At 42.0% G+C, this 14,842-nt stretch carries 15 protein-coding genes; 5 read left to right on the forward strand and 10 right to left on the reverse strand.

Annotated features, from left to right (window positions below):
• Positions 1-113: 113 nt before the first annotated feature.
• From GNIT_RS13355 to phoB, 4 genes are all read right to left on the reverse strand, one after another.
• Positions 114-2,900 (reverse strand): hypothetical protein, encoded by a 2,787-nt coding sequence (locus GNIT_RS13355; RefSeq protein WP_014109779.1) that lies wholly within the window; start codon positions 2,898-2,900, stop codon positions 114-116.
• A 212-nt stretch (positions 2,901-3,112) separates the two neighbouring features.
• The gene (locus tag GNIT_RS13360; protein ID WP_238526900.1) at positions 3,113-4,177 is read right to left on the reverse strand and encodes a PstS family phosphate ABC transporter substrate-binding protein; all 1,065 of its coding nucleotides are present in this window, start codon (positions 4,175-4,177) and stop codon (positions 3,113-3,115) included.
• Between the two features lie 68 nt (positions 4,178-4,245).
• Positions 4,246-5,559, reverse strand: a complete 1,314-nt coding sequence (gene phoR, locus GNIT_RS13365; protein ID WP_014109781.1) for a phosphate regulon sensor histidine kinase PhoR — start codon at positions 5,557-5,559, stop codon at positions 4,246-4,248.
• Positions 5,560-6,249: a phosphate regulon transcriptional regulator PhoB gene (phoB, locus tag GNIT_RS13370; RefSeq protein ID WP_041246875.1), complete on the reverse strand. Its 690-nt coding sequence runs from the start codon at positions 6,247-6,249 to the stop codon at positions 5,560-5,562. It lies immediately after the preceding gene.
• A 437-nt stretch (positions 6,250-6,686) separates the two neighbouring features.
• Between phoB and rdgC the strand changes: the two genes are divergently transcribed.
• Together rdgC and GNIT_RS13380 are read left to right on the forward strand one after the other, a co-directional pair.
• Complete coding sequence (gene rdgC / locus GNIT_RS13375; RefSeq protein WP_014109783.1) at positions 6,687-7,583, forward strand: recombination-associated protein RdgC; 897 nt, start codon at positions 6,687-6,689, stop codon at positions 7,581-7,583.
• A 364-nt stretch (positions 7,584-7,947) separates the two neighbouring features.
• The gene (locus GNIT_RS13380; protein ID WP_014109784.1) at positions 7,948-8,403 is read left to right on the forward strand and encodes a hypothetical protein; all 456 of its coding nucleotides are present in this window, start codon (positions 7,948-7,950) and stop codon (positions 8,401-8,403) included.
• Positions 8,404-8,832: 429 nt separating this feature from the next.
• Here GNIT_RS13380 and GNIT_RS13385 read toward each other — a convergent pair whose 3' ends face one another.
• From GNIT_RS13385 to folB, 5 genes are all read right to left on the reverse strand, one after another.
• Positions 8,833-9,666 carry an HDOD domain-containing protein gene (locus GNIT_RS13385; protein WP_014109785.1) on the reverse strand — a complete coding sequence of 278 codons (834 nt, stop codon included), beginning with the start codon at positions 9,664-9,666 and terminating at the stop codon, positions 8,833-8,835.
• A gap of 133 nt (positions 9,667-9,799) precedes the next feature.
• Positions 9,800-10,162 (reverse strand): histidine triad nucleotide-binding protein, encoded by a 363-nt coding sequence (locus tag GNIT_RS13390; RefSeq protein WP_014109786.1) that lies wholly within the window; start codon positions 10,160-10,162, stop codon positions 9,800-9,802.
• Positions 10,163-10,208: 46 nt separating this feature from the next.
• Positions 10,209-11,009 (reverse strand): undecaprenyl-diphosphate phosphatase, encoded by an 801-nt coding sequence (locus GNIT_RS13395; protein ID WP_014109787.1) that lies wholly within the window; start codon positions 11,007-11,009, stop codon positions 10,209-10,211.
• Positions 11,006-11,518, reverse strand: a complete 513-nt coding sequence (gene folK / locus GNIT_RS13400) for a 2-amino-4-hydroxy-6-hydroxymethyldihydropteridine diphosphokinase (protein WP_014109788.1) — start codon at positions 11,516-11,518, stop codon at positions 11,006-11,008. The genes GNIT_RS13395 and folK overlap by 4 nt, the downstream gene beginning before the upstream one ends.
• Positions 11,509-11,862, reverse strand: coding sequence for a dihydroneopterin aldolase (folB, locus tag GNIT_RS13405; protein ID WP_014109789.1), 354 nt, complete (start codon positions 11,860-11,862; stop codon positions 11,509-11,511). Before folB ends, folK begins: the two co-directional genes overlap by 10 nt.
• An 83-nt stretch (positions 11,863-11,945) precedes the next feature.
• On the opposite strand from folB, the gene plsY reads away from it, so the two are divergent.
• Entirely contained in the window at positions 11,946-12,548 is a 603-nt protein-coding gene (plsY, locus tag GNIT_RS13410) for a glycerol-3-phosphate 1-O-acyltransferase PlsY (RefSeq protein WP_014109790.1), read from the forward strand.
• Positions 12,549-12,674: 126 nt separating this feature from the next.
• On the opposite strand, the gene tsaD is transcribed toward plsY, so the two are convergent.
• Positions 12,675-13,688 carry a tRNA (adenosine(37)-N6)-threonylcarbamoyltransferase complex transferase subunit TsaD gene (tsaD, locus tag GNIT_RS13415; RefSeq protein WP_014109791.1) on the reverse strand — a complete coding sequence of 338 codons (1,014 nt, stop codon included), beginning with the start codon at positions 13,686-13,688 and terminating at the stop codon, positions 12,675-12,677.
• A gap of 358 nt (positions 13,689-14,046) precedes the next feature.
• Between tsaD and rpsU the strand changes: the two genes are divergently transcribed.
• A complete protein-coding gene (gene rpsU / locus GNIT_RS13420; RefSeq protein ID WP_014109792.1) occupies positions 14,047-14,262 on the forward strand; it encodes a 30S ribosomal protein S21 in 216 nt (71 codons plus the stop codon).
• A gap of 135 nt (positions 14,263-14,397) precedes the next feature.
• Positions 14,398-14,841, forward strand: a complete 444-nt coding sequence (locus GNIT_RS13425) for a GatB/YqeY domain-containing protein (protein WP_014109793.1) — start codon at positions 14,398-14,400, stop codon at positions 14,839-14,841.
• The last annotated feature ends 1 nt before the right edge of the window (position 14,842 follow it).

Consider the following 14,842-nt stretch of genomic DNA (forward strand, 5'->3'; position numbering starts at 1 on the left):
CTAAATTTAGCAACATCTAAAACTGAATCTTTTAAATGCAAGTGCGCTACCTAAGAGTAACGCACCTGTATCCATTTACTCGCGAGCCAATTGCTCTCAAACTGTCGTAGCTCTTAAAGACCTACCGTCCAGTTTGCAGTCCAGTTATTGTCTGCATCTTTTACTGCACCGATGTAGTCGACAGTAGTAAAGAAACTATCCAAGGTCGTTACGTCAGTAGGTACTGTTGCATCGATGGTAAATATACCATTCAATACTGCTGCTTGATTTGCTGCAGTTGAGTTACCCGTTTGAGCTAGGAACCACGCTTCTTGGTCAAATGTACCCGAGTTATTGATGTTTTGCGTACACGCTAATACCGAAGACTGGAACACTAACTGAGTCGCACTCGTTCCATCCATGTTCTCTTCAAGCGTTGTATCGCCATCTGATAAATCAGCTTCAAAACATTCGCCCATGCCATCAGGACCCGTTACCACAAAGTTATAAAGTTGCGCGTTTGTTTGGTCACGTAACAATACACCTTCAGAGTCTGCATCTGCAGTATCGAACGCGTTACCTATAATGGTCATGTTGGCAATCGTTGGGTTAGAGAAAGCAGTACCAGCACCACCGTCACCGTCACCTTCAATACCACGGTTTGCGTCTGAGTTATCATCAGCGTGCTTCACAAGTACGAACTGCATTTTACCTGTATAGCCATTATCCCAATCAACTGAATCGTCTTGAATGCCGGTTAGCACAACATATTTAGCGTTAACTGCACCACCAAAGAACTCAACACCGTCATCCGCATTTTTGTGAATTTGTAAATATTCAACTACCGTTCCTGAACCAACAGCACCAAAAGTAATACCGTTCAACTCGTTATCAGGTGCAACTTCAAAACCACCGTGCATGACTCGAACATAGCGCAAAGTACCTGAATTATCAGCATCGTTTGTTCCACCGAAGACAGCACCTTCTTGTACACCTTCAACTTGCAATGCGCATGCAGATCCGTCTGTTGGGCATTTAGTAGAGGTGCCGTTACCTAAAATAACCATGCCGCCCCACTGGCCCGCAGTACCGTTTGCTAAACCGGCAGTAACACCGTTAGCTACGTGCTGACGTGATGTGAATGTAATAGGAGAAGTGGAAGTACCATTTGCTTCAATTTTTGAACCACGGCTAACGACTAAGTAGTCTGCACCAGAGCTACCGTAAACAACAACGCCTGGGTCAACAGTAAGTGTAGCACTATCAACATTGTCGCCACCAACAAAGACTGCCTCAGACAATGCATAGTGATTACCCGCAGTTAAACGTAAATTAGCAGTAATGCGACCAGATAATTGGCAAGTATTGGTTGTACCATCAACCGCCGGAATCGTTGTTGTTCCAGCAGGGCAGCCCGAAGCTGTGGTGACAACACCCACTTCACCGCCACCAAATCCAAACGCCCAACCTTGGCGCCAATCATCAGCACCAATCGCACCGATGAACGAATTGGTGTCAAAAAATGTGTCTAAGTTTGTTGGGTTGCCACCCGACGTGCGTAGTGCGCTTTCTGCAGTCAAGGTACCGTCGCTGTTAATACCAACATTAGCTCTGTCAGCGAAAGCAATAACGCTATTTCCTTGCTGCTCTGTGCCAAACCAAGTGTTCAAATCAACATCAGTTTCACCAAAGTTAAATGCTTCTGAACAAGCAATCACTGAATTGGTAATGGTGATGTCGCCGTCAGCAAGGTTGCCTTGTACGGTTGCATCGTTGTCCATTTCTAAACACTCACCCATACCTGCAGGGCCAGTGATCAGCATGTTAATGATGTTTGCACCAGTTTGGTCCCGTAATAAAACACCTTCAGAGTCGGCGTCTGCTGTATCGAAACTGTTACCGATAATCGTAATGTTAGCAATTTTTGGAAGTGAGAATGCATCGCCGTCACCGCCGTCGCCGTCGCCTTCTATACCGCGGTTAGCATCAGAACCATCCGGTGCGTGCTCGACGTAAACATACTGTAGTTTGCCGTTATAGCCGTTATCCCAGTCTACCGAGTCGTCTTGAATTGAAGTAAGTACTAAATGCTTGGCGTTAACTGAACCACCGAAAAACTCAACGCCATCATCCGCATTTGCGTGCACTTGTAGGTAATCGATTTCCGTACCAGAACCAACACCACCAAAAGTGATACCGTTTAATTCGTTATCAGGAGCAATCTCAAAACCAGCATATTTAACCACAACGTATTTCAAGGTACCTGAATTGTCAGCATCGTCTGCGCCACCGAATACTGCGCCGGTTTCTGCGCCTTCAACTTGTAATGAACAGTCTGTTCCATCAATTGGGCATTTGGTTGTTGGTGCATTACCAAGGACAATCATGCCGCCCCACTGGCCTGCTTGAACTTCTTCACCAATCACGTCGTTGTATGAAGTAAAGATAATTGGAGCAGCAGCAGTGCCTACCGCTTCTACTTTTGAATTACGACTAATAACTAAATAATCAGCGCCTCGGCTACCAAAAATAATGGTGCCTGGCTCAATTTCTAATGTGACGCTATTTGCTTTGTCATTGCCAACAAAAACCGGGCCAGTCAATGCCCATACCGTATCGTTAGTCAGTGTAATGACACCGTTAACTGCGTCTGCGTCAGTAAGACGACCAGAAAGCTCTCTTACTTCAATCGATTGACCCAATGCTGTTGACACTTGACCACTTAGGAAAGTATCAACTGAACCTGGTTTTGTATCATCCGGAGTAGGCGTAACAGGAGTGCCACCATTATTGCTGTTATCATTGTTTACAACGCTGTTATCAACGATATCGCCTTCAGAAATATTAATATCTCCGCCACATGCGCCTAGCGCTAAAGTGGCTGCGATTGCAGAAACTTTAAATAGTCCGTTCAAGTTCATTTTTTTCTCCAAAACATCAATAGTAAGAATTTATTGCTACAAATTTTGAGAGGAGATTACTCGATGTAAATGACAGTTATGTTACATGACAGGATTGTCACAAAAATTTCACACAAAAAAATTCTTACAATAAGTGGAGGAAGGAATTTGACTTATCTCTGTTGTTGGGTAGTGAGCAATAAAAGCGGAATCACATTAGTGAACCGCATCGCTTAACGTAAAATAGAAACTAATTGCTTGTCCCTAAGCTGCTTATTTACCGAATAGTAGCCATTTTCACTCACCATTTTTTGTCCTTCATCGGATAAAATAAAAGTAAGAAAAGCACGCTCTAAAACAGGTAGAGGTTCGTTTGGCGGTTTATTTACCACGATATATAGATAGCGAGAGAATGGGTACGTGCCGGTAGTGATGTTTTCGGTATTTGGCTCAATGTATACAGTATCACCCTGCGCTTGCGTGCCAATAGAGAGCGCCTTTACGTTTTCATCAAAGCGCCCAAGAGCGGCATAACCAAGACCACCAACAGAAGATGCAATAGATAACACAACCGATGATGAACCCGGCAACTCGTTAACTGTGGCTTTGAAATCGCCTTCACACAAAGCTTGCTTCTTAAATAAGTCGTAGGTACCTGATGCGGAATTTCGACCGTATAAAAGCACTTCTCGATTTTCACCAAATTTAGTCACGCCAATGTCAGTCCACGTGTCTATTTTCTTAGATGAACCACAAAACCGAGTTGCCGAAAAAAGCGCATCAACTTGTTTTAGTGTGAGTGATTCGATGGGATTATTCTTTTCAACATAAATGGCAATCGCATCAACAGCAACAATCAGCGCAGTGGGCGGATACCCATATTTTTGCGTAAAACGACTGATTTCACTCGCTGTCATCGCACGCGACATTGGCCCAATAGTCGCGGTACCTTGAGTCAGGGCCTGAGGGGCAGTTGCCGAACCCGATGCTTGAATTTGAAATTTCACGTGCGGATAAGCAGTTTTAAATCGTTCAGACCATAATGAAATTAATGTAGCCAAGGTGTCGGAACCAACCGACGATATGCTTCCATACACACCCGCTAGGCTGTCTTGCTTGTTCAATGCTGCCAAGTTAGTTGGAATGGTATCGGGCAGTTCAATAGTGCGCTCATTGCTAGTTACTGTTTCTACTTGAGGAAAACTTGTTATCGGCACTTGAGACGCAGGCTCATCTTCGACCGACTGAGCATTCACATGCATTGGCAGCAATAAGAATAATCCAAGCCATAAACACACAAGGAGCTTCTCGCCCTTAAGGCTGCTATGGATTTTTTCAAAGATATTTTTATTTGATATTGCGCGGCTCACGAGTCCAAGCTATTTTCATAAATAAGTTCTGGGGGCAGTATAAATGAAAATTCACTGCCCTTTCCAACTTTACTCTCAATATTTAAAAACGAATTGTGATGATTCAGGACATGCTTCACAATTGATAGCCCTAAACCTGAACCACCGGTTTTTCTTGAGCGCGCTTTGTCCACGCGATAAAAGCGCTCTGTTAGTCGCCGCAAATGCTTTTCTTCGATGCCATCGCCATTGTCAACTACTGCAAAATAGGCACCACCTGCACGCTTCTTCCACAGTACTTTTATATTTCCACCTGCTGGCGTGTAATGGATGGCGTTGAAGATCAGGTTAGAACACGCGCTACGCATTTCTGTTTCAACCCCGAAAATCCGAAGTTCATCGTCAACTTTAAACGAAATATTGTGTTGTTTGTCTATGTTCAGCGTTTTCGCTTCAGTTTCAACTTGCTTTAACAGCGCCGTCATATTGATTGTGTTTTCATATATTCGCTCTGCTGACGCTTCAATACGAGACAAAATCAGCAAATCTTCGATGAGCGCCTGCATTCGTTTAGTTTGTGTTCCCATCTCGTTCATCGCTTTTTGCACAAATGGGTTCTCGTCGTTACTGTCCGCTGTAAGCACTTCTAGATAGCCATTGATGACCGTCAATGGTGTTCGCAGTTCATGCGACACATTTGCCACGAAGTCTTTGCGCATTTCTTCTAGTTGTGAAACCCGAGATACGTCTCTGACTATCAGCAATAGCTGATCTTCACCATACGTCATAATCCGGTATTCAAACGTTTTGCTAGGGTTTGTTGGCGCAGGAATTTCTATGGGAAAATGATATTCACCAGAGTGAAAATACTCGATAAACTTAGGATGCCGGATCAGATTATCAATTCTGCGCCCAGAATCGTCTGGCCACTTTAAGCCTATTTCTATTCTCGCATGACGATTACACCAAACAATTTTGGCTTCCTTATCCACCACAACAACCGCATCAGGGAGAGCTTCAGAACCCTCGCGGAAACGCTTAACTAATTCACCTAAGTTCCGACGCTTGTTGCGATTGCGGCGCTGCAAGTAATAAACGCCTTCGTATACATGCTCCCATAGGCCGGGAGCAGATGGTGGTGACATTTTTCTGCTTTGCCAGAGCCACTTGGTTAGTCGATATAAATGAAGATAGTTGAAAACAATAAGGGTCACAGATGCGATCAGTAGCACTAAAGTCACATTTTCAAGGTAAACACCTACAAGCACAATTAAGGCTAGATAGGTAAATAGCCTTAATATACTTTTAGTCCAAGAACGCGGGTAATACATTTAAATCTTATTTGAGAAACGATATCCTGCGCCACGGACAGTTTGTATCATCGCATCATGGCCATGTTGCGATAAGGCTTTGCGAAGCCGGCGAATATGCACGTCAACGGTGCGGTCTTCGACGTAAACATTGGTGCCCCAGACATTGTCGAGCAGCAGCTCACGACTATATACTCGCTCAGAGTGTGTCATGAAGAAATGTAACATCTTGAATTCCGTTGGCCCCATATCTAAGGGATCGCCGTTAGCCGTTACGCGATGAGAGATAGGCTCTAGTATTAAGCCATTAAACTCGATAGGTTCTTCTTTAGAAGTGGGCGTGACACGACGCATGACTGCTTTTATGCGGGCGACCAACTCTTTTGGTGAGAAGGGTTTCGTGACGTAGTCATCTGCGCCAGCTTCCAAACCTCGAATTTTATCATCCTCTTCGCCTCGAGCAGTGAGCATTATCACTGGGATATCGCGGGTGAATTCGTGTTGCTTAAGCTTTTTAGCCAACTGAACACCACTTCCACCCGGTAGCATCCAATCGAGTAAAATAAGATCAGGGTAAGGTTCTTTCACTTTTTCCAAAGCAACATCGAAGTCTTCTGCTTCAACTACAGTAAAACCAGCTTGTTCTAAGACAAAAGAAAGCATTTCCCTGATGGGGGCTTCGTCCTCAACTAACAGTATTGTGCGAGACATTTGTTGAACTCGTGACATATTTAATAGACCGCCATTATTGAAGTATTCTGTGACAGTTTTATTAAATCTCTAAAAGAATTAGCAAAATTCACAAATTATTTTAAAAATAAGTAAAAAAACGCCAATTAACCACTACATCTTAGCGTTTAGTTGCGCTAATACCAACATTTATGACATCAACTATAATTTCACCCCTCTTACAAGGACACACCTATTTGCGGTTTAAATAAATGCGCAATAAAAATTGTCGCTATTTGCCCAATTTGTCACAACAAGGACACACCTGTTTAATGTATAAACAGGTGTGTCCTTGTTTAAATCTTGAGCCCTCATATAGGTGTGTCCTTTTTACGATCGACAGAGAAATTGGTTTTGACCATCGGCGTCCAGATTGGTAGAGTGCGTCAACTTTTTTATGGATAATTATTAGAATAAATATGTGGTTCAAAAACCTTAAGTTATATCAGCTAACAAACACGTTAGAGCTTACCGAAGAACAACTTCAAACGCAGTTAGAAAGCATGTCTTTTCGTCCGTGCGGTTCTCAAGATATCGCAACCATGGGATGGACTTCGCCATTTAGAAATAGCGACATGTTGTTCCAAAAAACAGCCAATCGTTACTGGCTAGTTCTTAAGAAAGAAGAGCGTATATTGCCTGCGTCAGTTATCAATAATGAACTCGCTGAAAAAGTTGCACAAATTGAGGCCGAGACAGGATCGCCAGTTCCAAAGAAATCACAGCAAGATTTGAAACAAGAAATTGTCCACCGTTTGCTCCCTCAAGCGTTTACAAAAAACAGTGTGACACATGGCTTTATTTCGCCCGAGCATAATCTTGTTGTTGTTGATGCTAGTTCTGATGGAGCAGCTGAAGCGTTTCTCTCTTGTATTAGAAAATGTATTGGTTCACTTCCTGTCGTTCCCTTTGCGAAAAGTAGCAAACAGGAAACGTTAACATCGTGGGTAATGCAAGATGCACCAGAGCAAATTGAAATACTTGACGAGGCTGAATTTAAGTCACCTTCGGAAGATGGCGCAACAATTAGATGTAAATCACAAGATCTGGATGCTCCAGAAATACTAGCGCATTTGCAATCAGGTATGTTGGTACAAAAATTAAGCGTTGCGTGGCAAGACCGACTGACTTGCATCATTGGCGAAGATCTTTCTATAAAGCGTTTAAAATTTACGGATGTCGTAAAAGAACAAAACGAGGATATTCCGAAAGACGAAATCAATGTTAAGCTAGACGCTGACTTTACGCTTATGTCTGGAGAAGTCGTTGAATTTGCAGAAGCGCTCCGCAAAATATTTGACGTTGAAGCAGAATAATGATTTTCCGAGGTTGATCGTTCGATCAACCTCAAAATGTAATTTTATTACAAAAAAATTAGCTCACCTCAAACTTAAAATACAAAAATAGAACTGCACCAAAAAAACTCATCAAAATAGCGCAAACTCACTATTAACGTGCATCTTAAAGAAAGCGTAGGTTTTGTGTATTTTGTAAAAACAACGTAAATCGCAAGACCAATTTGTTAACTCATAGTAATTTAATTACATATTTTAGTTAAAAAACCAATTATTTTCGATAAAAATGTAATTAAATTACAAAAACACTAGATCTCATCATGTAAATCAGTATTATTTATCAGGCAACAATGTTGTTGCACAATATTATTACTGGGATACTCATATGAAAACACTATTAACTACACTCGCAATCGCGACAATTACTTTTACTACTTCTGTTTCCGCAAAAAATGTTCAGTTTCGTCAAGGTGACGATACATTCGAAACTAAAGTTTGCTACACAGCAGCAACTGAAGGACTGACGGCTGCGCAAGAATTAGTGAAAGCAAGCGACAAAAATTTCAAACGCTTTACGACGCTTTTAACCTGCAACGGTAAATCCTTGGTTCAGGCTGCAAGAACATTTAATCAAGCAAACGAAGAACAAACACAAGCGACAAGAAAAATCAGGTTCGTTACTGACGAAGCGTTAGAATCACAAGTGTGTTTGGATGCCGTAATGATTGGCGTTGATGCTGCTTTAGAGAAGCATGATATTCAAGATGACAACATTATTTGCAACAATCGCGACATAAAAATATTTGCTAAGAAGTTTTCAGGAAAGTCGTTCTCTTTATAGAGTAAGAATTCGGAACAGGATAGTTCCCAGCAAATCCTGATATGGTGAGAGATTTAAAAAGAAGCATTTTTATTTCTCTTGCCATCCAGCGACATATCGCAAAAAAAATGCAAAACAAACATCTAATTTCGCATCCTATTTTCAAATACTTCTTTTATCAATATAGCCACTTTGTTTGCATACCTGCAATAGAAGTTTTGACTTATTCCCCCAACAAACACCATACGTCAAAATTTACTAAGCGGCTAAAATGCCAACAGTGCTTGCCTAACGAGTACCATCCTAATCGGATCATCAATTAAGGCGACTTTCTCAACCCATGCACAATTTACAGACATAAAAAAACCCAGCATTTGCTGAGCTTTTTACACTTTAGATTCATTTACATCGGTTCTGATATGCAACCAGTGCTATATAAAAATTGCGTACTTATGCAAAAATAGATTTCGCATTGTCTCTCATTTCAACAAACTCGGGTGACTGGTAAACATCAACGTCATCAAAAATACCTTTTTGCTGTGCCAATGTTAATATTTCGTCTCCATTTTCTGCTTGATTAGACAATGCCGCACCTATGCGAACAAAGTCAATATAACCAACGGTAGGTTCATTGAATTCTAAGTTTCTCCAGTGCTCTGCGCACTGAATGAAAACATCATTAAACTGCCATTCACGCATTATGCTTCCGCCGATGCGACCAGATAGCTTTTCAATTGCAACATCAAGAAAAGTTGGGTTTGCGAAGACACTATCATGACGCTCAGCTTCCGTTAATACAGGCAGAGCACCGATGTTGGCCACGAGAGCAGAGAGCGTAATAGTATCTAAACTCAGGTTCTTTTTGCCCGTCGCCGCTTTATAAGTCAGCATAGCAGCCATTGCATTCGCCACGATGTCGATAGTGTCAGTCCACATCTTCGCCATGTACTTTTTGACAATTTCATTCTTAGAAACAAACAGTTGTTCCATCGCTAACGCAGTTGCAATGTTCTTAACTTGATTCAAACCAATACGGGTAACCGCTTGCGTTGTTGAAGTTACCTTTATAGAACGTCCCAGATAAGCACTATTGGAAATTTTAATCATTCGTGCGCTTAATGATGGATCCTGTCCGACCACATCCGCCATGCCGTTTAGATTGATATTAGGGTCGTCAGCCGACTTTCTTACTTTTAATGCAATTGCAGGAAGAGTGGGTAAAACCAAGGTATCGTTGTTAATTTTTTCGACTAGTATGGTTAACAGTGCATTTTGAGTAGACATGGAAATAAAACCTTATATTTTTATATTTTCATCAAACAAAGTAGCCAAACCTTGCTGACATTTTACTCGTTGATTGACTTTGACACGATACAACCGGAAATCGCTACTAGCCGCTTCAACCTTATGAATTTATTTAGCTCTTTAATCGCTCTTGATATGGAGGCCACCCCAGCGCTTTCCCTGCTAGAACGTGCAAATGAATATGATAAACCGTTTGCCCGCCATCTTGATTACAGTTCATAACCGTTCTAAAACCCTGCTCTGCGACTCCTAGGCCTTTTGCGACATTTGCCGCTACGCGATGCATGTAACCGACAAGCGCTTCGTCTTCAACAGCAATATCGTTTGTCGTAGCAATTGCCTTTTTAGGAATAACTAAAAAGTGCACTGGCGCTTGCGGATTGATGTCCTTGAACACTATAACTCTCTCGTCTTCGAACAATATATCGGCAGGGATTTCTTTATTAATAATTTTTGTAAATATTGTGTCGGTCATATTAACAGCCCTTTTGGTAAACGATAGACTAATTTGGGTATATAAATTAACCCAAAACTATGTATAACAATACGAAACCTAATACCAAACGATAAATCACGAATGGCAACATGCCTATTTTAGAAATCCAACTTAAAAACAAGAATATACATAAATAAGCAGCAACAAAAGAGAATGCAGCTCCGTAAAATAACTCATTCCAATTGACTTTAGCGACACTGCCGAGTAGCTCTAAGACAGAAAAAAGACCTGCGCCAAGAATAATAGGAATTGATAATAAAAAAGAAAATTTTGCGGTACTTTCGCGGTCAAGGCCAAGCATTAGGCCTGCCGTCATCGTAATGCCAGAGCGCGATGTACCGGGAATAATGGCAATAGCTTGAGCTAGGCCGATAACGATAGCTTCTTTCAATCCAATTTTTTCAATCGTTTTAAGTTGTTTTGCTTTTATATCCGCATACCAGAGCAGCAGGCCGAAAATAATCGTTGTACACGCAATTACTAAAGCAGTTCTGGCGTTAAGAGCGATCCAGTCCTTCATTAAAAAGCCAAATACCACACCGGGAATAGTCGCTATAATGATCCACCAGGCCAATTTGCTCTGCGTTGTTTGCTGTTTTCCCAAACCATGCGAGAACCATGCAACGGTAAGGTCAACCACATCTTTCCTCAGGTAGATAACAACCGCCATTAAGCTACCCACATGCACAGCCACATCGAATGCTAACCCTTGGTTGCGCCACCCTAATATTTCAGCAGGCAAAATTAGGTGAGCAGAACTAGAAATAGGTAAAAATTCCGTTAAACCTTGAATAATAGCGAGGATGATTATTTCAAAAAACGTCATGTTTTCGTCTTGCTCCATGTATAGTCAGCAACCCACAAATTCTGTTTTTGTTTGTCGTACTGCTGCCATAAAGATTGATATGTTTTCTTTACCAAGGGATGCATGTGCTGTGGTACCAAATCCGCTAACGGCCTTAACACAAAAGCATTATAGAGAATTTCTTCGCGAGGTAAAACAATCGGGTTATCGATGACAGTGTCATCATACGTAAGTAAATCCAAGTCTAATGTGCGAGGGGCAAACTTTTCCGAGCCGCGCACGCGACCGTTTTCATCTTCAATTTGTTTTAAAATTTCACAAACGCGAGCGATGCTTTTATTCGTACTCGCCGACACCACTAGATTAAAGAAGGTGTCTCCTTTGAAACCAACAGACTCACTTTCGTAAACAGGTGAGAGTTGTATGCCATCAAAGGCCTTATTTAAGCCATTGAGCCCAGCATCGGTATTCGCCGCTTTGTCAATGTTAGAGCCAACACTAATAAGTATGAAATGCGGCACTAATTGCATTCTCTGGTCATACTAATGGCGACATTTTCGGCCTCTTTGAGAATATCCGGCTTATTCACCGTGAGCGTCACTTTTTGCGGCTTGAACTCGTCGACTATCATATCGAGCATCTCTTTTGCTAAAGCCTCGAGTAAAAAATATGACGATTCATTTGCAAGTTCAGCCAAACGCTGTGCCACCTTTCCATAGTCAATCGTATTTCTAACATCATCTGTAGCGGCCGCTACACTAAGGTCGGTATGCATATCGACGTCGAGTATTAATCTTTGCTTTGCGTGTCTTTCAAAATCAAAAACACCAATAAGTGCGTGGACCGTTAGGCCCTGTATTTTAACTAAATCCATGACAATAACTTAATCGCCTAGCGATTTTTTTCACCTTCGAGTAATCTAGCGTCAAGTGTAACCGCAACATAGGGACCAAGTATATGATTTCATTCACGCTGATGATGATTTTTGCTGCATATATTTTAGGTTCCATTTCCAGTGCTATTGTCATTTGCTATCTTTTTGGGAAGGGTGATCCGCGCAACCAAGGCTCCGGAAACCCAGGTGCCACCAATGTGCTGCGCATAGCTGGGCCGTTTGCTGCAGTTTTAGTTTTAGTCTTCGATATATTGAAGGGAACAGTAAGCGTTTATGCTTCTTTCCTATTAGGGGTTGATGCCATTTCTATAGGAGCGATCGCGATCGCTGCATGTCTTGGCCATATGTATCCCGTATTTTTTAAATTTAGGGGCGGAAAAGGCGTAGCGACTGCATTAGGTTGTCTCATTTCAATGGGATTTAACTTAGCCGGTTTGTTACTGGGTAGTTGGATATTAGTCGTCATAGTGACAGGCTACTCGTCATTAGCGGCCATTATTACAGTAATGCTTGCCCCAATTTATACTCTTTTTTTCAAACCCGAATATCTATACGCAGTGATTATGCTGTCTATTCTTATTATATGGCAGCATCGCGATAATATTCGTCGCTTATTACGCGGAGAAGAAAGTAAAATTTGGAAAAAAGGCAAGGTAAATGAATAGTGCCCGCTTTATAAAGCGGGCATTCACATCACGATAAATAGAAAAGTGGATTTCACTATCCACGTCACATAACTCTTTCTGGCCAAGGCATTTTTGCTTTTGAGCGCCTTTTTCGCTTTTTTGTTTCTATATCGCTTGAAGTGAATCTAGCGGCCATCGTGGCATCGCTTTCGTATCTAGCCCTACAGATTCTCCAGCTAGCAAGCGCTGCGCTCCAGCAAACGCAATCATTGCGCCATTATCTGTACAGTATTCAAAAGCAGGATAATACACCTCAATTCCTTTACGGCGATTCAAGTCTTGCAAAGTGGCCCTCAGCTGTTTGTTGGCGCTAACACCGCCCGCTATTACAAGCCGCTTTTGTTTTGTTTGCTTTAACGCACGCTGGCATTTAATCAGCAAAGTATCGACCACTGCATCTTGAAATGCATAGGCTATGTTTGCTTTTGTTTGTTCACTGCCATCGCAAGCTCGAATAGTATTTGCTGCGAATGTTTTCAAGCCGCTAAAGCTCATGTCCAAGCCTGGTCTATCGGTCATTGGTCGAGGAAACTTGTAATGCCCTGCTTCGCCCTTTTCTGCCAATTTCGCTAATAAAGGGCCACCTGGATAATCAAGTCCAAGGAGTTTCGCTGTTTTATCAAATGCTTCACCTGCAGCGTCATCTAATGATTCACCTAATACCGTATATTGCCCAATGCCCTGCACATCGACAATCATGCTATGACCACCTGATACCAATAAAGCAATGAAAGGAAAAGGCGGTGGGTTATCATCTAACATCGGGGCTAATAAATGCCCTTCCATGTGATGAACACCGACGGCAGGCACGCCCCAAGCGTAGGCTAAACTGCGCCCCACTGACGAACCGACAAGTAACGCTCCCACCAAGCCTGGTCCGCGGGTAAATGCAACACCATCAATATCGCTAGCACTCAAACCTGAGTTAGCTATTGTACGTTTAATTAAAGGCACGATTTTTCGGACGTGATCCCGTGATGCCAGCTCTGGCACAACACCACCGTAATCAGCATGTAGCTTAACTTGACTATAAAGTTCGTGAGCTAGTAAACCATTGTCTGTATCGTATATCGCGACGCCAGTTTCGTCACAAGAGGTTTCAATACCTAAAATTTTCATGTAAATACTCAGTAAAAAAATAAAGCGCTATATGTAGTAGTATATACAGGCCCTAGGATAAAGCTGTTAAATAAGCCTTGAGACACGCTTTTATAAAAGCCTTAAAAGTAGCTTTGTAATGCTTTCAATTACTTACGTGGCAACTAACAAAAAAGCATTAAAATAGCGAATGATCACAGTGCAATCGATATGCTGCTAGTATATACTGCGCATCGCTGACGGAAAACAAACAAAAGTGAATATTTTTGTACTAAATCTCTTTACAAGCAGTTGCAAAAGTTTTAGTATTCCGCACCATTTTTTAAGCCCGGGTAATAAAACATACCTGGTAGATAAAACATCTTAAGGTGATGAATTAATGCCAATCGTGAAAGTAAGAGATAACGAACCGTTTGATATCGCGCTTAGACGCTTCAAACGTTCATGTGAGAAAGCTGGTGTACTATCTGAAGTTCGCCGTCGCGAATTTTTCGAAAAACCAACTTGGGAACGCAAGCGCAAGAAAGCTGCTGCTAAAAAGCGTCACATGAAAAAGTTAGCTCGCGAAAACGCACGTCGTATCAAGTTGTACTAAATCGCGTAGCGTAACTTAACTGGTCTCGAGCCAATTAAATTCAAAACGGGCGTCTTTATGACGTCCGTTTTTGTTTCTGCGACATAGAAATACATCAAAGCCGAGACTAAAAGACTTCATTAAGGAATGATAACGATGACTTTATTAGATACATTAAAAGAAGCTCAAAAAGATGCGATGCGCGCTAAAGATAAAGCGACGCTTAAAACATTGAGAATGGCACTTGCCGCTGTCAAACAGCGCGAAGTGGATGAGCGTATCGAATTAAATGATACCGACGTTCTCGCTATATTGACCAAGATGGTGAAGCAGCGCAATGAATCTATCACACCATTCAGAGCTGCGGGTCGTCAAGATTTAGTAGATATCGAAGAAGCTGAAATAGCCGTTATTACCAAATTCTTACCTCAAGCGCTAACAGCAGATGAAATCAACGCACTCATTGACGAAGCAATGGCTGCGACAGGTGCTGAATCGATGCAAGATATGGGTAAAGTTATGGGATGGTTGAAACCAAAAGTAACTGGCCGCGCCGATATGGGTGCATTAAGCGGTAGCATCAAAGCTAAACTAGCCTAAC

This window comes from Glaciecola nitratireducens FR1064, from assembly GCF_000226565.1.
GTDB lineage: Bacteria > Pseudomonadota > Gammaproteobacteria > Enterobacterales > Alteromonadaceae > Glaciecola > Glaciecola nitratireducens.

Coding starts and splice junctions, on each gene's coding strand:
- GNIT_RS13395 (WP_014109787.1), bottom strand. CDS start 11,009: ATGACGTTTTTTGAAATAATCATCCTCGCTATTATTCAAGGTTTAACG.
- plsY (WP_014109790.1), top strand. CDS start 11,946: ATGATTTCATTCACGCTGATGATGATTTTTGCTGCATATATTTTAGGT.
- rdgC (WP_014109783.1), top strand. CDS start 6,687: ATGTGGTTCAAAAACCTTAAGTTATATCAGCTAACAAACACGTTAGAG.
- GNIT_RS13425 (WP_014109793.1), top strand. CDS start 14,398: ATGACTTTATTAGATACATTAAAAGAAGCTCAAAAAGATGCGATGCGC.
- phoR (WP_014109781.1), bottom strand. CDS start 5,559: ATGTATTACCCGCGTTCTTGGACTAAAAGTATATTAAGGCTATTTACC.
- GNIT_RS13355 (WP_014109779.1), bottom strand. CDS start 2,900: ATGAACTTGAACGGACTATTTAAAGTTTCTGCAATCGCAGCCACTTTA.
- GNIT_RS13390 (WP_014109786.1), bottom strand. CDS start 10,162: ATGACCGACACAATATTTACAAAAATTATTAATAAAGAAATCCCTGCC.
- folB (WP_014109789.1), bottom strand. CDS start 11,862: ATGGATTTAGTTAAAATACAGGGCCTAACGGTCCACGCACTTATTGGT.
- folK (WP_014109788.1), bottom strand. CDS start 11,518: ATGCAATTAGTGCCGCATTTCATACTTATTAGTGTTGGCTCTAACATT.
- phoB (WP_041246875.1), bottom strand. CDS start 6,249: ATGTCTCGCACAATACTGTTAGTTGAGGACGAAGCCCCCATCAGGGAA.
- GNIT_RS13385 (WP_014109785.1), bottom strand. CDS start 9,666: ATGTCTACTCAAAATGCACTGTTAACCATACTAGTCGAAAAAATTAAC.
- GNIT_RS13380 (WP_014109784.1), top strand. CDS start 7,948: ATGAAAACACTATTAACTACACTCGCAATCGCGACAATTACTTTTACT.
- tsaD (WP_014109791.1), bottom strand. CDS start 13,688: ATGAAAATTTTAGGTATTGAAACCTCTTGTGACGAAACTGGCGTCGCG.
- rpsU (WP_014109792.1), top strand. CDS start 14,047: ATGCCAATCGTGAAAGTAAGAGATAACGAACCGTTTGATATCGCGCTT.